This is a genomic window from Mesorhizobium sp. WSM4833 (assembly GCF_055811095.1).
The window spans coordinates 62,761-83,760 of sequence record NZ_JBVVQG010000017.1 but is presented as its reverse complement, the minus strand read 5'-3'; the positions used below and the strand labels follow the sequence as shown (position 1 = coordinate 83,760).

The 21,000-nt window shown below is 63.9% G+C and carries 17 protein-coding genes and 2 pseudogenes; 4 read left to right on the top strand and 15 right to left on the bottom strand.

The features are described from left to right. Positions 1 to 14: 14 nt before the first annotated feature. Positions 15 to 1,670 carry an ABC transporter substrate-binding protein gene (locus tag AC0L2D_RS27070; RefSeq protein ID WP_473543250.1) on the bottom strand — a complete coding sequence of 552 codons (1,656 nt, stop codon included), beginning with the start codon at positions 1,668 to 1,670 and terminating at the stop codon, positions 15 to 17. Between the two features lie 112 nt (positions 1,671 to 1,782). On the opposite strand from AC0L2D_RS27070, the gene AC0L2D_RS27065 reads away from it, so the two are divergent. Next, positions 1,783 to 2,685, top strand: a complete 903-nt coding sequence (locus AC0L2D_RS27065; RefSeq protein ID WP_473543248.1) for a LysR family transcriptional regulator — start codon at positions 1,783 to 1,785, stop codon at positions 2,683 to 2,685. 33 nt (positions 2,686 to 2,718) lie between these two features. Here the strand turns inward: AC0L2D_RS27065 and AC0L2D_RS27060 are convergent, their stop codons facing one another. From AC0L2D_RS27060 to AC0L2D_RS27025, 8 genes and pseudogenes are all read right to left on the bottom strand, one after another. Beyond that, entirely contained in the window at positions 2,719 to 4,749 is a 2,031-nt protein-coding gene (locus tag AC0L2D_RS27060) for a dipeptide ABC transporter ATP-binding protein (protein ID WP_063171624.1), read from the bottom strand. Next, entirely contained in the window at positions 4,742 to 5,620 is an 879-nt protein-coding gene (locus AC0L2D_RS27055; RefSeq protein WP_127371076.1) for an ABC transporter permease, read from the bottom strand. The genes AC0L2D_RS27060 and AC0L2D_RS27055 overlap by 8 nt, the downstream gene beginning before the upstream one ends. Continuing rightward, positions 5,617 to 6,600 (bottom strand): ABC transporter permease, encoded by a 984-nt coding sequence (locus AC0L2D_RS27050; protein ID WP_181172681.1) that lies wholly within the window; start codon positions 6,598 to 6,600, stop codon positions 5,617 to 5,619. The genes AC0L2D_RS27055 and AC0L2D_RS27050 overlap by 4 nt, the downstream gene beginning before the upstream one ends. 100 nt (positions 6,601 to 6,700) lie before the next feature. After that, positions 6,701 to 8,365 (bottom strand): ABC transporter substrate-binding protein, encoded by a 1,665-nt coding sequence (locus tag AC0L2D_RS27045; protein ID WP_275953778.1) that lies wholly within the window; start codon positions 8,363 to 8,365, stop codon positions 6,701 to 6,703. Between the two features lie 246 nt (positions 8,366 to 8,611). Continuing rightward, on the bottom strand, positions 8,612 to 9,364 hold the full coding sequence (locus tag AC0L2D_RS27040) for a mandelate racemase/muconate lactonizing enzyme family protein (RefSeq protein ID WP_473543287.1): 753 nt from the start codon (positions 9,362 to 9,364) through the stop codon (positions 8,612 to 8,614). Positions 9,365 to 9,439: 75 nt separating this feature from the next. Continuing rightward, positions 9,440 to 9,796 (bottom strand): annotated as a pseudogene (locus tag AC0L2D_RS27035) (mandelate racemase/muconate lactonizing enzyme family protein); the annotation flags it as partial. A gap of 1 nt (position 9,797) precedes the next feature. Continuing rightward, the gene (locus AC0L2D_RS27030; protein WP_473543245.1) at positions 9,798 to 10,904 is read right to left on the bottom strand and encodes a mandelate racemase/muconate lactonizing enzyme family protein; all 1,107 of its coding nucleotides are present in this window, start codon (positions 10,902 to 10,904) and stop codon (positions 9,798 to 9,800) included. Positions 10,905 to 10,939: 35 nt separating this feature from the next. Beyond that, positions 10,940 to 11,632: a GntR family transcriptional regulator gene (locus AC0L2D_RS27025; protein ID WP_473543243.1), complete on the bottom strand. Its 693-nt coding sequence runs from the start codon at positions 11,630 to 11,632 to the stop codon at positions 10,940 to 10,942. Between the two features lie 132 nt (positions 11,633 to 11,764). On the opposite strand from AC0L2D_RS27025, the pseudogene AC0L2D_RS27020 reads away from it, so the two are divergent. Together AC0L2D_RS27020 and AC0L2D_RS27015 are read left to right on the top strand one after the other, a co-directional pair. Next, a pseudogene (locus AC0L2D_RS27020) lies at positions 11,765 to 11,896 on the top strand (LysR family transcriptional regulator); the annotation flags it as partial. 109 nt (positions 11,897 to 12,005) lie between these two features. Then, a complete protein-coding gene (locus AC0L2D_RS27015) occupies positions 12,006 to 12,191 on the top strand; it encodes a hypothetical protein (RefSeq protein WP_473543289.1) in 186 nt (61 codons plus the stop codon). Between the two features lie 22 nt (positions 12,192 to 12,213). Here AC0L2D_RS27015 and AC0L2D_RS27010 read toward each other — a convergent pair whose 3' ends face one another. Genes AC0L2D_RS27010 through AC0L2D_RS27000 form a run of 3 tightly spaced genes read right to left on the bottom strand, consistent with a single transcriptional unit; the run spans position 12,214 to position 16,803 of the window. Next, positions 12,214 to 13,365 (bottom strand): efflux RND transporter periplasmic adaptor subunit, encoded by a 1,152-nt coding sequence (locus AC0L2D_RS27010; RefSeq protein ID WP_013532876.1) that lies wholly within the window; start codon positions 13,363 to 13,365, stop codon positions 12,214 to 12,216. After that, complete coding sequence (locus tag AC0L2D_RS27005; protein WP_473543241.1) at positions 13,358 to 16,555, bottom strand: efflux RND transporter permease subunit; 3,198 nt, start codon at positions 16,553 to 16,555, stop codon at positions 13,358 to 13,360. The genes AC0L2D_RS27010 and AC0L2D_RS27005 overlap by 8 nt, the downstream gene beginning before the upstream one ends. Continuing rightward, positions 16,549 to 16,803, bottom strand: coding sequence for a hypothetical protein (locus tag AC0L2D_RS27000; protein ID WP_024502614.1), 255 nt, complete (start codon positions 16,801 to 16,803; stop codon positions 16,549 to 16,551). Before AC0L2D_RS27000 ends, AC0L2D_RS27005 begins: the two co-directional genes overlap by 7 nt. Before the next feature lie 241 nt (positions 16,804 to 17,044). Between AC0L2D_RS27000 and AC0L2D_RS26995 the strand changes: the two genes are divergently transcribed. Next, the gene (locus AC0L2D_RS26995; RefSeq protein WP_013532873.1) at positions 17,045 to 17,635 is read left to right on the top strand and encodes a TetR/AcrR family transcriptional regulator; all 591 of its coding nucleotides are present in this window, start codon (positions 17,045 to 17,047) and stop codon (positions 17,633 to 17,635) included. 329 nt (positions 17,636 to 17,964) lie between these two features. Here AC0L2D_RS26995 and AC0L2D_RS26990 read toward each other — a convergent pair whose 3' ends face one another. The 3 genes from AC0L2D_RS26990 to AC0L2D_RS26980 all read right to left on the bottom strand — a co-directional run bounded on the left by AC0L2D_RS26990 (position 17,965) and on the right by AC0L2D_RS26980 (position 20,907). Beyond that, complete coding sequence (locus AC0L2D_RS26990) at positions 17,965 to 18,987, bottom strand: LacI family DNA-binding transcriptional regulator (RefSeq protein WP_473543239.1); 1,023 nt, start codon at positions 18,985 to 18,987, stop codon at positions 17,965 to 17,967. A gap of 138 nt (positions 18,988 to 19,125) precedes the next feature. After that, positions 19,126 to 19,917 (bottom strand): ATP-binding cassette domain-containing protein, encoded by a 792-nt coding sequence (locus AC0L2D_RS26985; RefSeq protein ID WP_473543237.1) that lies wholly within the window; start codon positions 19,915 to 19,917, stop codon positions 19,126 to 19,128. Positions 19,918 to 19,920: 3 nt separating this feature from the next. Then, the gene (locus AC0L2D_RS26980; RefSeq protein ID WP_024502616.1) at positions 19,921 to 20,907 is read right to left on the bottom strand and encodes an ABC transporter permease; all 987 of its coding nucleotides are present in this window, start codon (positions 20,905 to 20,907) and stop codon (positions 19,921 to 19,923) included. Positions 20,908 to 21,000 lie beyond the last annotated feature (93 nt).

The window sequence follows — 21,000 nt, the reverse complement described above, 5'->3', positions numbered from 1 at the left end:
GCGTTGAGGCACGATCAGCTCAGGGACACGCGATCGAGCAGCAGACCGGCGGCGATCGGCGGCAAGCCGCTGACATTCTTGCGCACCGGCACCAGCAGATCGGGAAAATAGCTGAAGATGACAGGCGTCTCGTCGAGCAGCAGTTTCTGGATGTCGGAGGCGGCAGCGCGCTGCGCGCCGACATCGAGCGCCTTGAGATAGCTGGTGACCATGCCGTCATAGGCCGGGCTCTTGAAATGCGCCGCATTCCACGGACCGTCGCTGACCAGCGGGCTCTTCAGGAAGACGTTCGGCACGCTGCGATGGGCGTAGTCGGTGATGCCAAGTGGGCTGTCCAGCCAGTCCGACTGGCCGAACACCGCCTTGCCGTAATATTTGTCCTGGTCCTCGATGTTGAGCGAGATGCGGGCACCGATTTCCTTAGCGAAATTCTGGAACAATTGCGCGTAGCCGGGAATGTCGGAATAGCGCAGCGTCGTTAGCGTGATGTCGAAACCACTGGCAAGGCCCGCCGCCTCCAGCAACTGCTTGGCCTTGGCGATATCCTGGACGCGCTGCGGCACCGTCTTGTCGGTTGCGGGGAAAGCGGGTGCGAAGGGGCTGTCATTGCCGGTCGCCGCCATGCCGCGGCACAGCCCGTCGACCAGCTTGGAGCGGTCGATGCACAGCGCCAGCGCCTGGCGCACGCGCTTGTCGGTGAAGGGGCCGGTGTCGCAGCGCATGTGAAGCTGCCGGTGCGCGGTCGAAGCGACACGCAGCACCGTGATATCAGGACTGTTCAGCACCACCTGGCTTACATCGAGCGGAACGGCGTCGAGGATGTCGACCTCGCCGGCCTGCAGCGCCAGGATGCGCGGTTGCACGTCGCCGTAGAATTTGAATTCGAGCCGGTCGGGCAGCGCCTTCTCGCCCCAATAGTCGGTATTGCGGATGAAGGTCGCGCCGACCTTTGGCGTGTAGGTCTCCAGCCGGAATGGCCCGGTTCCTTCGAACGTCTTTTCGTAGTCGCCCTTGTAGCTCGCCGGCAGGATGACGGCGTTGTAATTGTCGATCGACACCGAATAGGGAAAGCTGCCATTTGGCGCATCGAGATGGAAGGCGACGGTGTGGTCGTCGACCTTCCGGGTGCCGCCTTTCGACAGCAGCCCCTTGAACACGGAAAGTGCATTGGAAGCGCCGTTGGGGTCGGCCAGCCGGTCGAAGGTCGCGACGACGTCGTCGGCCTTGAAATCCTCGCCATTGTGGAATTTCACGCCCTTGCGCAGCTTGAACGTCCAGACGCTGCCGTCCTCGTTCGGCGCCCAACTCTCCGCCAGCACCGGCTTCAAGGTGGGGTCCGGCTGCGTGATGCAGAGAAATTCGGCGGTCTGGAAAACCAGCTGGTAGCTGCCGCTGTCATAATAGGTGACGGGATCGATGGCGCCGCCCGGCGTCGCCACGCCGGCGCGCACCGTGCCGCCCGGCTTGCCCTCCGCGCGTGCTTGCTGCGTGCCGAGGCCGGCGGCCGCGACAAGGCTGCCCAGGAACGGCAGTGAGAGACCAAGCACGCTGCCATAGCGCAGGAAGTCGCGGCGGTCCATCCTGCCGGCCAGCAATTCGTCGACAGCGGAATTTTCGATTGCAGTGAGCGTTCTGCGAGCGTTGTCGATCATCCGGAAATGCTTGGGCATGGCTGGATTCCTCGCTTGTCTTGGGGTTCGGCCATCTAGTTCATTGTTGACTGCCGCCGGAAAGCGATATTTTTTGATAGGGGTCATCGAAATTTTCGATGCAGAGGTGGGCATGGACACTGAAAATCTGCGCAGCTTTCTCGAAGTCGCCACCCATGGCAGCTTCACCGTTGCGGCCAGCCGGCTCAACCTCGCGCAGTCCACCGTCAGCGCACGGATCAGGGGGCTGGAGGAGCAGTTGGGCCGCCGGCTTTTCGTGCGCGACCGCGATGGCGTCACGCTGACGCCGGCCGGGCGGCAGTTCCTGCCACATGCCTCTTCCATCACCCGCACCTGGGAGCAATCGCGGCAGGACATCGCCGTTCCCGATGGCTACGAGACCTTGCTGCGGCTGACCGCGCCTGCCTATCTGTGGGACCGCATCACCTCGCCATGGGTCGAGTGGATGCGCACCAGGCGGCCGAACGTGGCGCTGCGGCTTGAAGGCAGTTTCCCGGACTCGGCGATCGACCAACTGGCGGAAGGCCTGCTCGATATCTGCATCCTCTATCTGCCGCGGCCGCACCCCGGCATCGTCTACGAAACGCTGGCCGTCGATCAGGTCGTGCTGGTGCAGCACGCCGCGCAGACCAGGCCGTGGACCGAAAACTACATCCTGATGGACTGGGGGCTTGAGTTCCGCATCGAGCACGACCGCGCCTTTGCCGGCATGGTCAAGCCGGCCATATCGGCCGGACTGGTCTTTATCGGCCTCCAGCATGTCCTGTCGCAGCAGGCCGCCGCCTATCTGCCGCTCAGCGCCGTCAGCGGCCATATCGAGCGCGGCGAAATGCGGCGCATCGACAATACGCCGGTGTTCCAGCGGCCGATCTACCTCGCCTATCCCTCGAACCCCGCCTCGTCGGATGTTCTGGATGTCGCGCTCACAGGCCTGCGCACGCTGGCCAGAGACTGGGCCGAAGGGCAGGGCTTTTCGGAAGGCGACCGTGCTCTCAGCATGGCCGGTCAGATCTGACCGGCCAAGCCACGCGGGTGATGGTGACGCTCGCTATGCCGGCTCGGTCACGGCCGCTCTCTGTAGCCTGGCCAGTTCGGCATATGGAATGTGGCAGCGGATCGAATGGCCGGGCTGGGCCTCGCTCAGCGGCGGCTCCTGCTGTTCGCAGATCGGACCGATCTTGCGCGGGCAGCGCGTGTGGAACACGCAGCCCGACGGCGGATTGGTGGCGCTCGGGATTTCGCCGTCGAGACGAATGCGCGCCGTCTCGGTCTGGTCGAGTTTGGGCACGGCCGACAGCAGCGCTTCGGTGTAGGGATGATGCGGCCCGGAAAAGACCTCTTCCGACGGTCCGAGCTCCATGATGCGGCCGAGATAGAGCACGGCGATCTTGTCGGAGAGGTAACGCACCACGGCCAGATCATGCGAGATGAAGATGTAGCTGACGTCTTCCTTCGACTGCAGGTCGGCGAGCAGATTGAGGATGGCCGCCTGCACCGAGACGTCGAGCGCCGAGGTCGGCTCGTCGCAGACGACGATCCGCGGGTCTCCGGCGAAGGCGCGGGCAATGGCGACGCGCTGCTTCAGGCCGCCGGAGAGCTGGCGTGGCTTGACGGCAAGATGGCGGTCGGTGAGCCGCACCGAGCGGACGAGGTCGTTGAGACGAGCCTCCAGCGCCTTGCCGGAGAGGCCCGCCAGCCGCTTCAGCGCGCGTCCGATCAGATGCCGGATCGAATGCGATCGGTTGAGTGCGGAGTCCGGGTTCTGGAAGACGATCTGCATCGCCTTGATCTGGTCGTCGCTGCGGTTCTCCAGCCTGGGCGCCAGCGCCTTGCCTTCCAGCTCGATGGTGCCGCCTGCGTCCGGCGGCACAAGGCCGAGCAGCAGCCTGGCGAAGGTCGTTTTGCCGCTGCCGGATTCGCCGACCAGCCCGAGCGTTTCGCCGGGCCGCAGGTCGAGCGACACGTCCTTCACGGCGCGCAGTGCATGGCCATGGCTGGCATAGGTCTTGTTCAGCCCGGTGACGCGCAGCACCGGCGCTGCCGCCGCCCTTGGTACAGGCGCCACATCGCTCGGCGTCGCGCGCGGCAGCGCCTGCGCCTTGTCGTGATGAAAGCAGCGCGACAGCCGGCCGCCCAGATCAAAGAGTGGTGGCAATTCGCTGCGGCAGCGGTCGTCGGCGAGCGCGCAGCGATCGGCGAAGGCGCAGCCCTTGATGTCGACCCCGATGCCGGGCAGGAAGCCGGGAATGGTGTCGAGGCGGCCCTGGTCCTTGCGTTGGCCCCCGCGCGGCAGGCAGCGCAGCAAGGCTACGGTGTAGGGATGGCGCGGGTCGTTGAAGACGACCTCCGTCGGTCCTTCCTCGACCAGCATGCCGGCATAGAGCACGCCGACGCGGTCGCACATGTTGGAGACGACGGCGAGGTTGTGGCTGATAAACAGGATCGAGGCCGAGAGTTCTTGCCGCAGCTGCGCGATCAGGTCGAGCACTTCGGCCTCTACCGTCGCATCGAGGCCGGTGGTCGGCTCGTCGAGGATCAGCATCGAGGGATCGTTGGCCAGCGCCATGGCAATCGCCACGCGTTGCTGCATGCCGCCGGAAAGCTGGTGCGGGTAGCGCTGCATGACGCTGACGGGGTCGGAGATGCGCACGCGGTTCAGCATGGCAATCGCCCGGTCGGTGGCCGCTTGTCCCGAAATGCCGCCGAGTTCAAAAATCTCGGTCAACTGACGGCCGACGCGGATCGACGGGTTCAGCGCCTTGCCCGGGTCCTGATAGACCATGGAGACGCTTTCGGCCCGCGCCCGCCTGAGCGCCTCGGCGTCGAGTTTCATCACGTTCTGGCCGTCGAGCGATATCGTGCCGCCGGTGATAGAACCGTTTCTCGGCAGATAGCGCACCACCGTAAGCGCCACGGTGGATTTGCCGCAGCCGGATTCGCCGACCAGCCCATAGGCTTCGCCCTGGCCGATGGTGAGGCTGAGGTTACGCAGCACGGCGCGGTTGCGGCCGGCGACGCGGTAGGCAACCGAAAGATCGGTGACTTCGAGTGCGTTTTCGGCCTTGGCGGAGTTAGTCATTGAGCGCTCCGTGAACGCCGTCGGCGGCCAGATTGACGCCAATGACCAGCGAGGCGATGGCGAGCGCATCGAACAGCACCGTCCACCAGAAGCCGCCGCCGATCATGCCGTAATTGTTGGAGATCGACAGCCCCCAGTCGGGAGAGGGCGGCTGGATGCCGAAACCCATGAAGGAGAGCGTGGCGACGGCGAAGATGGCATAGCCGAGCCGCACAGTGGTTTCGACCAGGATCGGCGGAATGACGTTGGGCAGGATCTCGACGAACATCGTATGCAGGGCACTTTCATGCCTTAGCTGCGCGGCAGCGACATAGTCGAGTTCACGCTCGGCCAGCACCGCGGAGCGCACGGTGCGCGCGATGATCGGCGCGAAGCTTAAGCCGATGACAACGATGACCGTCGTCTTCGAGGTGCCGAGCGCAACGATCGCCAGCAACGCAACGATGACCACCGGGATCGCCATGAAGGCTTCCAGGATTCGGCTGACGACATCGTCGACGAGGCCGCGAAAATAGCCGGTGACGAGGCCGAGCGCCGTGCCGGCCACTGTCGCCAGCAAGGTCGCCAGCGGGGCGACGGTCAGGATGTCGCGCGAGCCGACGATGACGCGCGAGAAGACGTCGCGGCCGATCTGGTCGGTGCCGAACCAGTGTTCGGAAGAAGGCGGCGCCAGCGCGTTGATGATGTCGTCGGCGAGCGGGTCGTAGGGTGCGAAGTGCTCGCCGAACAGCGCGCAGGCAACCCAGAACAGCACGATGGCGAAACCGACAAGGAATGTTCGCGAGCGCAGCAGCGAGAAAAAGACCTCGGCCAGCGGGCCGCGCGGGCGCGTGTCGTCGGATCTCGAGGAGGTGGTCTGGATGGTGCTCATTGGTCTGACCCCAGCCGGATGCGCGGATTGAGCACGGAATAGAGGAAGTCGGCGACAAGAGTGGCCACGGCATAGACGATGCCGATGGTGAGGATGCCCGATTCCAGCATCGGGAAATCCTTGCCGCGGGCGGCAGTGAAGATCAGCGAGCCGATGCCCTGGTAGCGAAACAGCGTTTCGATGACGACAAGGCCGCCGATGAGGTAGCCGGTCTGCGTGGCGATAACGGTGATGGTCGGCAGCAGCGCATTGCGCAGCACATGGCGCCAGATCACCGTGCGCCAGGGCAGGCCCTTCAGCACGGCCGTTCGCGTGTAGTCGGAATCGAGCGCTTCGATCATGCCGGAGCGCGCCATGCGGGCGATGTAGCCGAACAGCACCAGGAACAGCGGCAGCGACGGCAGGATCAGGTAGTAGAGCTGCGTGAAGAAGCCGGCGTCGCGCGGCCATGCGGCCGATATCGGCAGCCAGCGCAGCCAGACACCAAAGATCAGGATCAGGATGATGCCGGTGACGAATTCCGGCAGCACCGTCACCGACAGACCGCCGAGGCTGATGATGCGGTCGAGCGGGCGGTTGAGGTTGAGCGCGGCGACGACGCCGCCGAGGATGCCGATCGGTACCACCAGCACGAAGGCGACCGCCGCCAGCTTCATCGAATTGCCGAGCGCATCGATGACGAAAGGCGCGACCGGCGAGCGGAAGATGTAGGACGTGCCCATGTCGCCCTGGACGAAATTGGAGATCCAGCCCCAGTACTGTGCCAGCAGCGGGCGATCGACGCCGAGCGTGTGATTGAGCGCGTCGACCGCGCGCTGGTCGGCGAATGGACCCAATATGGCGCGCCCGACGTTGCCGGGCAGCACCTGGCCGCCCAGGAACACCATGATGCTGAGCAGGAACAGCGTCACCAGCGACAGCGAGACACGCCGGGCAAGGAAGGAGAGAATGGCTAAGACTCCTTGTGGAGCCAGCCCCATGCGGGAGCTGGCTGTTAGAGGATTGGCTTTCCCTTTGAGCATGATCCCGAAAAGTGGGGACCGGTTTTCGGAAAAGGTCATGCTCCAACAAAGAGTTAGTTCAGGCTTTCGATGCCTTGTCGAGGAACAGCTGCGACATGGCGGTCGGCTGTACGCCGGCCACGCCCTTCGCCGTCGCCGTCAGATAGTCGTAGAAATAGCCGAAAATAACAGGCGTTTCCTCGAGCAACAGCTTCTGGATCTTGCCGGCGTCGGCCTTCTGCGCCTCGAGGTCGAGTGCTGCGATGTAGCTGGTCGCCAGCGCGTCATAGTCCTTGTTCTTGAAATGCGCCGCATTCCAGGTGCCTTCGCTCTTCAGCGGTGCCGCAAGATAGACGTTCGGCACGCCGCGGTGGCCGTAGTCGGTGATGCCCATCACCGAATCCAGCCAGTTCGATTTGCCGAACACCGCGTCTCCGTAATAGCCGCTCTGGTCGAGGATGTTGAGATCGAGCTCGACGCCGATCTCCTTGACCCAGTTCTGGATGAGCTGGGCGTATTCGGGGATTTCCAGGTAGCGTTCGGTGGTCAGGGTTATCTTGAAGCCCTGGCCAAGGCCGGCTGCTTCCATGAGCTGCTTGGCCTGGGCGATATCCTGCTTGCGTTGCGGCACGCTCGTATCGGTCGAAGGATAGACGGCGGCGAACGGGCTGTCATTGCCCAGGGCGGAGCGTCCCTTCATCAGGCCGGCGGCCAGCTTGTCGCGATCGAGGCAGAGCGCAATGGCTCGGCGCACGCGCGCATCCTTCAACGGACCCTCGTCGCAGCGCATGTGCAGCTGCTGATGGGCCGACGACTTCAGGCTGATGATGTCGATGTTCGGATCGTTGAGCAGAGCGACACCGGCCAACACCGGCATCTGGTTGATGATGTCGACCTGTCCGCCCTGCAGCGCCAGGATCTGCGGCTGCATGTCGGTGAAGAAGGTGAATTCGGTGCGCTCGGGCAAGGCCTTGGGACCCCAATAGTCCTCGTTGCGGACGAAGGACGCGCCGACCTTTGCCGTGTATTTCTCAATTCTGAACGGCCCGGTGCCGTCGAAGCTCTTTTCGTAGTCGCCCTTGTAGCTCGCCGGGATGATGACGGCGTTGTAGTTGTCGGACGACACCATGTAGGGGAAGTTGCCGTTCGGCGCATCGAGGTGGAATTCCACCGTGTAGTCGTCGACCTTCTTTGAAGCGCCTTTCTGCAGGATGCCGGTGAACACCGACAGCGCATTGGACGAGTTGGCCGGGTCGGCAAGGCGGTCGATGCTGGCCACGACGTCGTCGGCCTTCATCTCGCCGCCGCTGTGGAATTTTACGCCCTTGCGCAGCTTGAAGGTCCACACCGTGCCGTTGTCGTTCGGCTTCCAGCTTTCGGCCAAGGCCGGCTGCAGCACCAGATCGGGGCCGTCGACGCAAAGGAATTCGGCAACCTGCTGCATGATCAGCAGGCCGCCGGCGTCCGCAATGCTGACCGGGTCGATCGTCGCCGCCGGCACACTGCTGGCGACGCGGATGGTGGCGCCCGGCGCGCCCTGGGCGCGCGCCAGCGACGGCATGCCGCCAAGGCCGGCGGCCATGCCGATGCGGCCCAGCAGCGGCAGCGACAGGCCGAGCAGGCTGCCGTGACGGACGAAGTCGCGGCGGCTGACACGGCCGTCGACGAGGCCATCGATCAGGTGATTTTCAATCGGCGTGCGATTGCGCCGGATCAGATCGAGAATGCTGTGGTTCTTGCTCATGGGTTTTTACCCTTTCCCCTATTTCTTATGGTTGACGAAATTTCGTGGATTGCTCCATTTTCCCGGCACCGGAGGCCTGTCTATCGGAACTTTAGCATGCGGTTTTGTCCGGTCCATCCAGTCGTGGCATGGACGCTCCGGATTGTTGGCTGCACTGCTTCCACCGTCTTTGTCCAACCTTCCCGACCGAAGTCGCGGCGGTTGGCTTCTCGTGTCTGGCCGTCGGTCTTGGCCGCTAGCCGTCATCTAGTTCAGCGGCAAACGGCGATAGGTTCCGGGCTTTGCCGGGTCATGATACTTGTTGCACGGTCCTTTCTCGGTAAAGTCTCTGTGACAGGCAGCGAGGTTTTCGCGCGACAAGGTGACGCCGAGACCGGGACCTTCCGGAACGCGCACGACATTGTTTTTCGGCGAAAACGGTCCTTCCTCGGTGACATCCATCGGCAGCATGCGAAACAGCGACTGGTTCGGCTCCCTGATCCAGCCGAGTGCCGCGCACAGATGCAGATAGGCGGCGCTGCCGATGCCGCTGTCGCCGCTGTAGCACCAGAAATCGATCCCGGCATGCTCGCAGGCGCCGACGAAGCGCAACAGCCGGCCGATGCCGCCATGCGTCGTCGGGTTGCCGACGAAGGCGTCCGGCACTTTGGTTTCCATGGCGCGCGCAATGTCGATGTTGTGGGTCGAGAACGGGATCGAGCAATGGCGCCGCAACTCGCGCATCTCCTCGATGGTCGCCACCGGATCCTCCCAGTTGCGCACGCCCAATTCTTCCAGCGGGCGCGCCAGCCGCCGCGCGGTGCTGAGCGAATAGGCCTGGTTGGAATCGATACGGATCATCGCATCGTCGCCGAGTTTCCTGCGGATCAGCTCGACCATCCTGAGCGAGATTTTCGGATCTTCGGTCGAGAACTTGCCTTCGAAGAAAGTCGTTCCATGCGTCTCGTGCAATTCGACGCAATAGTCGGCGACTTCCTCGGGCGTCGTCTCGCCCTTCACATTTGGCCCATCACCGCGCAGCGAAAAATAGTCGGTGAACGGGATATCCTTGCGTACGGCGCCGCCAAGCAACTGATAGAGCGGCTGGTTCCACGCCTTGCCGCGCAGGTCCCACAAAGCCATCTCGATGGCGCCGAAAGCCATGATGCGCGTGCGGTCGTTGATCGACTGCACGCCGGTTCAAAAGGGCAGGCAGACATGCTCGGCGCCGGCGATGTCGAAGGCATCGCGCCCGACCAGCCGCGGCGCCAGGACATTATTGATGATCGCGGCCGCCGCTGGCGTCGGCGCTTCGCCGAGGCCGACCAGGCCATCCTCGGTCTCGACTTCGACGACGGTCGGTGAAAATCCGTCGAGTTCGCCGAACACCCAGGCATAGGGCGCTTCGAGGCGCAGATTGATCGGCGTGGCTTTGATGCTGCGGATTTTCATCTCAGCGCCTGACCTCGAAGAACGGCGCGCCGAGCAGATCGGGAACGACGTCTATGCCGAGACCCGGCCCGTCTGGAATGCCCATGCGGCTGCCGGTGACCGGTGGCATGTTCGATGCCGTGCGCACCGTCACCCATTCATGGAAGGCGATGGCGTGCAGCCGGCGCTCTTCCGGCGTCGACAGCGACAGATGCGCCATCGCCGCGGTGTCGATCTCGGCGCCGCCCGTGTCCTCGACCGTGATCATGAAGCCGAGGTCGACGGCAATGTCGCGGATCTGGCGCGTCTTCGTCACGCCGCCAAGGCGCGAGATCTTCAGCGTCAGCCCGTCGGCCGCGCCCAGGCGATGAATTTCCAGCATCGCCTCGAGCGAGGTGACGGATTCGTCGAGCACCATCGGCTTGTCGAGCATGCGGCGCACCGACATGTTTTCATCGATCGTGGTGCAGGGCTGCTCGAACGTGTAGTCGATGGCGCGCGTGGCATCGGCGAATTGGCGCGCCTGATAGGGAGTCCAGCCGGCATTGGCGTCGCAGAAGATGACCGTGCCTTTCGGCACCGAGGAGGCAACCGCGATGACGCGTTCGATGTCGTCATGGACATTGCCGCCGACCTTGACCTGCAGCCGGTGGAAGCCGTCCTTGACGATGCGCTTGGCCAGCGCGGCCATGGCGTCGACGCTCCCGTGCGTGACGACTTTGTAGAGTTCCGCGGTGTCGCTTTCCTTGCCGCCGAGCAGCGTGACCAGCGGCACGTCGGCTGCGCGCGCCGCCAGATCCCAGCAGGCCATGTCGAGCGCCGACTTGATGTAGGGATGGCCCTTGAACACCGTGTCCATCAGCCGCCCGATGCTGGCCAGCTCGCGCGGATCGCGGCCGATCAGATGCGGCGCGATCTCGACCACGCCGGCGCGAACGCCGGCGGGGAAGGCGGCCGAGTAAAAATTGCCGAGCGGCGCCATCTCGCCCCAGCCGGTGATGCCGCTGTCTGATGTCATGGACACGATCACGGCGTCGAAGGCGTCGGCCTCGCGCCCCTTCGACATGCGGTATGGCCCGTCAACGAAGGGCTGCATGACGTGGTAGGCCTTGATGGTCTCGATCTGCACGTGTCTTGTCCGCTGTCTGTGGTGTTGGGAACGGGTCAGGCGCCCCTCGATGGGCGTTGTTCGAGGCCGCGGGCGTAGGCAAGCAACTCCTCGAAGTCGAGATCGATATGCTCCCTGGCATGGCGCTGGGCCGCACGCATGTCCTTGCCCTTCAGCAACCGCACATAGGTTTCGTGAACGTCTTCGGCCGGCACCGGCTCATTGCGGGCATGCTGGTGGAGCGCGAAATACATCTGCAGCCGGCTGGTCAGCCGCTGCCAGGTTTCCAGCAGCACCGAATTGTCGGCCCATTCGTAGATCAGGCCATGCAGTTGCAGCGCGGTTTCGATCTGGCGTGTCGTGTCCAATGCGCGGGTCGCCTGCTTCACGGCTTCGTGGCGCCGGTCGAGCTCGTCGAAGAAGCGCTGGTCACGCAGCGGCCACGCCCGCTCGATGGCCAGCTCGTCCATCACCTTGTTGAACGAATAGGCATCGTCGATGTCCTTGGCTGTGACCTCGATGACGAAGGTGCCGGCATAGGGGATGCTGGTCAGGATGCCTTCCTGGACCAGCTCGCGCATCGCCTCGCGCAGCGGCGCGCGGCTGACCCGCATCTGTTCGGAAATCCGCAGTTCGTTGAGCTTCTGGCCGGGTGCGAGCTGCCCGGTCAGGATCGCGCGCCGCAACAGCGCAACGATCTCGGCGCGTCGCGTCGTGTCCGCGATCGGACTGACATCCGCTTTCGCCATTCGGCCACTCCCAGGAAACCGAAAGCAAGACAAGCAGATTGTCGACAATCTAACAAGAGGCTATCTCAATTGATTGGCCAACGCTGCTGAGACCGTTTCGAAATTCCCTCTGGCGAATCATATGGAGCCGCTGTGGAACGGTTGCCGCCGCTGAATGCGATCAAGACTTTTGAAGTTGCCGCCCGTGCCGGCAGCTTCACTCTGGCCGCCTCTGAACTCGGCGTGTCCTCTGCAGCGGTCAGCCAGCAGATACGCAATCTCGAAACCTGGTTCGGCAAGCAGCTGTTCGTGCGCAGCGGCAACCGCATCGCGCTCACCGACGCCGATCGCCTCGGCAAGGCTCGGCCTGGGCATCGCGCTTGGCCAGCGGGTCATGGCGCGCGCCGATCTGGAGGCCGGTCGGCTGATTGCGCTCTCCTCCGTCTCGGTGCGCCTCAGGCACCCCTATTGTGCATTCATGCCGCCGGCCAAGGCCGACCGGGCCGATGTTGCCGGCCTGGTGAAACTGCTCAGTCGAGCGGCGCCCGCGACCTGTGGGAAGGCCGGGGCGCCGCGCTGAAGCCGGATCCTGACGGGGGTGTTCAGGTGGCCGGCTTTTCCGGTATCGGCGATACGGGCGCTCCGGGGCCGATCTTCTGCAGATTGCCCGTAATCACCTGGTCGCCCTCGGCGACGCCGCTGAGGATGGCGACCTGATCGCCGCTCGTCGGTCCGAGCGAAACGAGCCGCTGGTCGACCGTGTTGCCCTTGCCGACGACATAGAGATATTTGCCGAGCTGGCTTGAGCCCAGCGCCGTCTGGGGCACCATCAGCGCATCGGCCTGCTCTCTCACATGCAGCCGGACACGGACATACTGGCCCGGCAGCAGCGTAAACTTGCCATTGCCGATCGTCGCGCGCGCCGTGATCGTGCCGGTCGAGCGGTCGACCGAATTGTCGATGAAGGTAAGCTCGCCCTTCTGGCTTGCCTCGGTCTGGCCGGGGAGCAGGACATCCACTTCGATCGGGCCGTTCGCACGGGCTTGCTCGATCTCGGTCAGATCCGTCTCGCTCGGGTTGAAGGTGACGTAGATCGGGTCGAGCTGCACCAGCGTGTTGAGCACGGTGCCGGCGACGCTGACCAGCGTTCCGACCGAGGCCTGGTTGCGGCCAAGGCGCCCGGCAAACGGCGCCCGGATTTCAGCGTAGCTCAGATTGAGCTCTGCCGTGCGGACCGCCGCCTGGTTCAGCGCCAGCGATGCCTGCGCTTCGCGCAAGGTGCTGGTGCGCTGGTCGAAGCCGTCCTTGGCGAGGTAGCCGCTCTTGGCGAGCTCGGTGCCGCGACCAAGATTCGAGCGGGCATAGTCGAGCGTCGCTGTGTCGCGCTGCACTTGGGCCTTGGCCTGGTCGAGCGCCGCCTGGAAGTCGTCAGGCGAGATCTTGTAGAGAAGATCGCCTTGCCGGACGTCGACGCCGTCGGCTGCGGTCTGCTCCTGCAGATAGCCGGGAATCCTCGCCTGTAAGGTGATGCTGCGGATCGGCTCTGTCCGCGCGGCATAGTCGAGGTAGATCGGGATCGTCTTCTTGACGACGCTGACCACCGGCACCGGCATGACGAACGCCGCCGGGGCGGGCGCCGCACCTGCCGTGCCGGCATTGAGGCTGAGATTGCCCATATCGAGCAGGTGGACGCTGGCCACCGAGATCGCACCCAGCGCGACAGCCGTTCCCAACGCGATTTTCCATTTACGCATGATCAGTCTCCAATCTTTCGGCCGCTTCCGCCAGGGGCGGTAAAGCGTGCTCAGCAGTTGGTTCATTGTCTTGAGAGGTGGGCTCGTCTTTACCGCGGCGTTCACGCAGCTGTTCGATGACCGCGTAGAACACCGGCACGAACACCAGCGACAGGATGGTCGCCGCGACCATGCCGCCGAACACGGTGGTGCCGATCGACTGCCGGCTTGCCGCACCGGCGCCGGTCGCAAACATCAGCGGCAGCACGCCGAGGATGAAGGCGAAGGCCGTCATCAGGATCGGCCGCAGCCTGAGCCGTGCCGCCTCCATCGCCGCGTCGACGATGCTGAGGCCTTCCTCGCGCCGTCGCCTTGCGAATTCGACGATCAGGATCGCGTTCTTGGCCGCCAGGCCGATCAGCATGACGAAGCCGATCTGTGAGTAGACGTCGATCTGCATGCCACGCAGCAACAACGCTGCGAAGGCGCCGAACAGGGCCAGTGGCACCGCCAACAGCACCATGAACGGCATCGCCCAGCTCTCATACTGCATCGCCAGGATCAGGAAGACGAAGACAATGGCGAGGCCGAAGACGACGGACGCGATCGATCCTGCCTTGAGCTCCTGGAAGGTGATGCCGGTCCATTCGAAACCGAAATCCCTTGGCAGCGCGGTTGCAGCGGCCCGTTCCATGGCGGCAACCGCCTGGCCGGAGGAAAAGCCCGGTGCGGCGCCGCCATTGATCGAGGCCGAGGCATTGTTGTTGTAGTGCGGCACGGTCTCCGGGCCGACGAAGGGCACGAGTTTGCCCAGCGTCGAGAGCGGCACCATGCCGCCGGAGGCATTGCGCACATAGAGCCGCGAAATGTCGGCGGCACCCGCACGTGCATCCTTGTCGGCCTGGATGGTCACCCGGAAGGTGCGGCCAAACAGGTTGAAGTCGTTGACGTAGAGCGAGCCGAGATAGATCTGCAGCGTGTTGAAGACATCGGGCAGGTTGAGGCCGAGCAGTTTGGCCTTGCTGCGGTCGAGGTCGTAGTTGAACTGTGGCGTCGAGGTCGAGAACGGCGAGAACAGCTGCTGCGGGTTGATTTCCGGCTGCTTGCGCGCCTCGGCGATCACGGCTTGCGTCGCATCGTTGAGGGCTGAACTGCCGCGGCCGGTCAGATCCTCGACGACGAATTCGAAGCCGCCCGTCGTGCCGATACCGGGGATCGACGGCGGATCGAAGCTCAGCGCGAAGGCTTCCGGGATCTGCATCAGCTTGCCGCGCACATCGGCGACGAGCTTCGACGCGCTCTGGTCGGGGCCCCGCTCCTCCCACGGCTTTAGGATGGCGAATTCGACCGCCGAATTCGATTGCGCGGCACTGGTCAGGAAGTTCAGGCCGCTGATCGAGCCGACGATGTCGACGCCGGGCGTCGCCTGCAGGATGTCACGCGCCTTCTGCGCCACCGCGTCGGTGCGTTCCAGCGACGCGCCGTCGGGCAACTGGATGACGACGAAGAAATAGCCCTGGTCCTCGATCGGAAGGAAGGTCGAGGGCAGCCGCTGCCAGACGAAGTAGGTGGCGACCAGCCCCGCCGCGAACAGGCCGAGCATGATCCAGCGCAAGCGGATGAGGATGCGCACACCATTGGCATAGGCGTGCGACAGCCTGTCGAAGCCGGTGTTGAACCAGCGGAACGGGGCGAACTGCGTTTCGCCGCGATGCCGCAGGAAGGCGGCACTGAGCGCGGGGCTCAGCGTCAGCGAGTTGAAGGCGGAGATGCCGACGGAGATCGCCACCGTCAGTGCGAACTGGTTGTAGAGCTTGCCGGAGACGCCGGGAATGAAGGCGACCGGCACGAACACCGCCATCAGCACCGCGGTGGTGGCGATGATCGGGCCGGTGACCTCGGTCATTGCGGCCTTGGTCGCCGCAAGCGGTTTGAGCCCGGCCTCCAGCTGTCGTTCGACATTCTCGACCACGACGATGGCGTCGTCGACGACGAGGCCGATCGCCAGCACCATGCCGAGCAGGGAGAGCATGTTGAGCGAGAAGCCGAGCATCTCCATGACGACCAGCGTCGCCACCAGCGACACCGGAATGGCGATGGTCGGGATGATCGTCGTGCGCCAGCTTTGCAGGAAGAGGAACACCACGGCGACGACCAGCACCAGCGCTTCGCCGAGCGTGATCAGCACGTCATGCATCGACGCCGAGACGAAGCGGGTGGTGTCGTAGTGCATCGCATAGGACACGCCCTTCGGGAAACGACCCGACAGCTCCTGCATCTTGTCCTTGACGCGCTGCTGCAGATCGAGCGCGTTGGAGCCGGGCATCTGGTAAACGGCAAGCACCACGGTCGGGTCTTTACCGAAGAAGGCAGACGACGAATATTGCAGCGCGCCGAGTTCGATGCGGGCGACGTCGCGCAGCCTGACCAGCGAGCCGGTATCGGTGTTGGCGCGCACGACGATGTCGCCGAATTCCTTGGGATCGCTCAAGCGGCCGACGGCGTTGACCTGCATCTCGAAGGCGGTGCCGGCGGGTGCCGGCGACTGGCCGATCTTGCCGGCCGCCACCTGGACGTTCTGCTCGGCGATGGCGTTTTGCACATCGACGGCGGTGATGCCGAGATTGGCGAGCTTGTCGGGATCGAGCCAGACGCGCATCGAATAGCGCCGCTCGCCGAAGATCTGCACGTCGCCGACGCCGGGCAGCCGCTTCAGCGGGTCGACCACCTGCAGATAGGCAAGGTTGCTCAGCGCCACCGGATCGACCGAACTGTCGGGCGAAGTCAGGTTGACGATGAGGACGAAATTCGGATTCTGCTTCTTGATCGTCACGCCGCCCTGGTTGACGATCGCCGGCAGCGACGAGGCGGCCTGCGAGACGCGGTTCTGCACGTCGACGGCGGCGGTGCTCAGCGAATAGCCGACATCGAAGGTGATGGTGATGGTCGAGGAGCCGTCATTGGAACTCGTCGACGACATGTAGGTCATGCCCTGCACGCCGTTGATCTGCTGCTCCAGCGGCGTCGTCACCGTGTCGGCCACCACTTGTGCGCTGGCGCCCGGATAATGGGCGCTGACCACGACCTGCGGCGGCGTGATGTCGGGAAACTGCGAGACGGGCAGCAGGAAATAACAAATCGACCCGGCGAGCACCATGATGATGGCGATCGCCGAGGCGAAGATCGGACGGTGAATGAAAAAATTTACCACGACACGCACGCCTCTCCGGCTGCTGTTGCCCGCCCGAAGGCGCTGGCAACCCTAGACAGCCTTTGGCCGCGCTTGTCACCGAGGCCGTCCCGCGAACGCAGCAACGGCACCTCGCCACGCTGCGTATCGGCGAGCGAGCGCAACATCGTCTCGAAGGCGCGCGGGTCGACGCCATCGGCTTTCATGACCAGCCGGATCATCGGATCCCGGACGGCTTCATCTATGGTAAGATCGCGGCGCTGTGGCATGGCCGGCTCCTTGTCTGTCGATTCGCAGCCCGTGCTCGCGAACCGTTTTCATTTCTTCACCGGCCGAGGCCGCATGATTGGCAGTTTCTCGCCCCTCTCGTCTGGCAGGGCCGTTCACGGCCTTGTTATTGACGGTGGACGATATAGGTGTTACCAGTAAGTAACATTCTGGAAGTTACAGACCGGTAACACCCTAGTCAAGAGGTGGCCGAGGGTTTTTTGGAAACGAAAGGAGATCATGATGGCAGACGGCATCGTGGAGCGCTCTCGTCCCCGGGATCGGATCCTGGAGACGGCACGCGACATGTTCCACAAGCATGGCATCAAGGGCGTCGGCGTCGACGCCATCACCGAAGCTGCCGGCACGAACAAGATGACGCTCTATCGTCACTTCGAATCCAAGGACGAACTGATCGTCGAATGCCTGCGCGCCAATGCGGCCAAGGCCGGCGCTATGTGGGAAGCATTCGAGGCCGAATTCCCTGGTGATAAGCTTGCCCAGCTGCATGCCTGGGTTCGCAAGGCGGCTGCCATGCTCAATGCGGACGGCCGCGGCTGCGACATGGCCAACGCCGCCGCTGAGCTGACCGAGCCGGACCATCCGGCCAGGCTGGTGATCAAGGAGCTCAAGGAAGCCCAGCGCGCGCGCCTTGTGACGCTATGTCGGGATGCCGGCATTGGTCAGGCCGAACTGCTCGCCGATACGCTGTCGCTGCTGTTCGAGGGCGCGCGTGTCAGCGTGCAGACCGTGGGTACCGAGGGTCCGAGCACCCAGTTCGTGCGCATGGCCGAAGGGCTGATCGTTTCGTTCCGGGGCGCTGCCGCGGGTTGACGTGACCTGTCGCCTGTCAATGTGCGCCATTCATCGCGTGATGACTGGGCGCGCTTTGGTGTCGCTGTGCCGCCATCCCTGTCGGCCAAACGAAAAAAGCCCGCTGCCGGGAGGAGGTGGCAGCGGGCTCGATTTTCGAATGTGGCGCGGGAGGAGGTGCACCCCATTCAGCGTCGGCATCGCATCTGGGAGGAGTAGATGGCCGACAACCAGAACCTACGAGTTGCCCAACGATTCGGCAACAAAGAAACTTGCATAGCTGCTGTGCAGATTTGCCGTGCCAATTATCATACAAATCCGGCAACAGGCATTTTTGCAGGCCGCCTGCTTCACTGCACCGGCACGTTTTCCCTGAAGATCAAGCGCGGTTCGATGAACTTGCGCGTCAGATAGGGTGCGGAGGAGGCAATCGAGCCGAGCAGGCGAATGACCGACTGCTCGGCGATCAGCCGCGCATTCTGGTAGATGACGACATCGGCGAGATCGTCGACGAGATGACCGCGCGTGTCCTTGGTCAGGTCGTGGCAGATGAACACCGGCTTGCGGTTCGGCCTGGCCTCGCGGATCGCCTTTGCAACGCCCGAATGTCCAGCTCCGACGCAATAGATGCCGAGCAACTCCGGCTCGTCGTGCAGTGCCTTCATGGTCTCGGTGTAGCTGGCATCGGGCTCGTCGTTGATCTCGACGGCGCTGCTGACGGTCAGATTGGGAAACTCCTCATTGAGCACCGAGCGGAAACCCATCTCGCGTTCCTCGTGGCCGCGATAGGAACGTGAGCCGACGACCATCGCCAGATGGCCGGTGCGGCCGCCAAGGAAGCGTCCCATCAGCAGCGCCGCCGTTCGTCCCGCCACCCGGTTGTCGATGCCGACATAGGCCGCGCGCGGTGCCGTCGGAACATCGGACACCAGCGTCACCAGACGCATGCCGGCTTCGACGATGTCGCGCAGGATGTTGCGCGTACGCGGATGATCGACAGCGATCACGCCAACGCCATTGGCCCTGAGCGACAGGTTTTCGACAGCGCTCTGCAGCGCGTTCGGCGAGATACCGGCGAGATTGTGGATCCGGCACGAGGCGACAAGCGGCAGACGCGCGGCGTAGTCCTCGATATGCCCGGCGAGATCGCGCATGAAGGCATTGCTGCCGATCGGCAGCAGGAATTCGAGGTGGGCGGGCCGTGAGGGCAGCGTCACCTGATCGGCGACCGGCAGGTAGCCGAGTTGCTTGGCCGCCTCCATGACGCGCTGGCGGTTGGCCGCACTCGCACCCGGCCGGTTGTTCAGCACCCTGTCGACCGTTGCGGTCGACAGCCCGCAATTGCGGGCGATGTCCGAGACGGTGGCTTTCATGCCGCTACCCACAGCCCGCATTGCGGGCAATATCCGAGACGGTGGCTTTCATGCTGCAATCCTGTTCGCCATGCGGTGGCGCGTCAGACAAGCGATGCGATCTGAGGTGGCGGATGATTGCCGCCCATCACCCGATAGTCAGTGCGACGGCTTGCCATCGGTGATGGCATCGCGGATTTCCTTGTCCGACATGCCGGTGATGATCCGCTCTACCTCCGCCACGCTGGTCGTCTTCGGGTCGATGTCGTCGGCGACCACCTTGCCCCGGCGCATGACGACGATGCGGTCGACCACCTGGAAGACATGGTGGATGTTGTGGGCGATGAAAATGCAGGAATGGCCGGAATCGCGGGCGCTGCGCACGAAACTCAGCACGCCCTGTGTTTCGGCGACGCCCAGATTGTTGGTGGGCTCGTCGAGGATGATCAGGTCGCTGTCGAAATGCATGGCGCGCGCGATCGCCACCGCCTGACGCTCGCCGCCGGAGAGCGAGCCGATCGGCGTCGTCGGCGGGATGTTCTTCGTGATGCCGACCTGTTTGAGCAAATCGCGGGCAACCGTGTTCATGGCGTCCTGGTCCATCCGGTTGAGGAAGCGCGGCGGCTTGATCGGCTCGCGTCCGAGGAACAGATTGCGGGCGATCGACAGTTGCGTGACCAGTGCGGAGTCCTGGTAGATCGTCTCGATGCCATGGGCGATGGCGTCGCTGGTGCTGCGCAGGCTCACCTTCTTGCCACGGATGAAGATATCGCCGCTGGTCAGCGGAACGGCACCCGAAAGCACCTTGATCAGCGTCGACTTGCCGGCACCATTGTCGCCGAGCAAGCCGACGATCTCCCGTTCATTGACATGGAAATTGGCATCCTCCAGCGCCTGCACGCGGCCGTAGGACTTGCGGATGTTCGTCATGCGGATCAGTGGCTCGGCCATGGTTCAAGTCCCCGCCTGATGCCGGCGTTCCAGCCATGAATGCAGTGCCATCATGCCGAGGATGATGGCACCGATGAAGATGTTATAGGCAAGACCAGGCACGCCGATCAGCACGATGCCGTTGCGCATCACGCGCAGGATCAGGATGCCGAGCACGGTGCCGATGATCGTGCCGCGCCCGCCGGTAAGTGCGGTACCGCCGATCACCACCATGGCGATGACTTCCAACTCATAGCCGGTACCGCTGTTGGGGTTGGCGGCGGACGTGCGCAACGAAGAGATGACGCCGGCAAGCGAGGCCATGACCGACGACAGCACGAACAGGCCGATCTTGACCCCGCTGACATTGACGCCGCGCGCCCGCGCCGCGCTCGGGTTGCCGCCGGCCGCCTGGATCCAGTTGCCGGTGCGGCTTTGCGTCAGTACGTAGCCGAGCGCGATCGCCGCGGCGATGAACCAGAACAGTGACATGTAGATGCGGAACGGGCCGATGAAGAAGTCGCCGACCAGCGCTTCCGCCAGCCAACTGCCCTCCGCACTCCAGGTGCGCTGGGGAAAACCGTCGGTGACGAAAAGGGCGGTGCCGCGCACCACCAGCAGCATGCCGAGCGTCACCAGGAAGGATGGGATCTTGAGCTGCGTCACGAACCAGCCATTGACCAGCCCGATGAAGGCGGCGACCAGCAGCGCGGCGACAAAGCCGACTTCGAGCGAGGTCAGGCCGCTGTTGAACAGGGTCCACATCAAGACCGGCGAGAAGCCGAACAGGGAGCCGACCGAGAGGTCGAACTCGCCGGATGTCATCAACAGTGTCATCGCCAGCGCGATCAGGCCGAGCTCGACCGTGAAAGCCAGCGTGTTGGAGATGTTCTGCGGCGACAGGAAGTCGTGGTTGAAACTCCAGAAAACGGCGATCTCGACGACGAGCAGCACGAAAGGGCCGAATTCCGGCCGTGCGATCAGGCGTGGGACGAGCGAATGATTTTCCACAGGCAATCCGCGACATGAGTGGAAGGCTGAGCGTTGCACATCGCGTGCGAAGGGCTCGGCGAAATGGAGAGCCAGTCGCGACCGTTGGGCGGC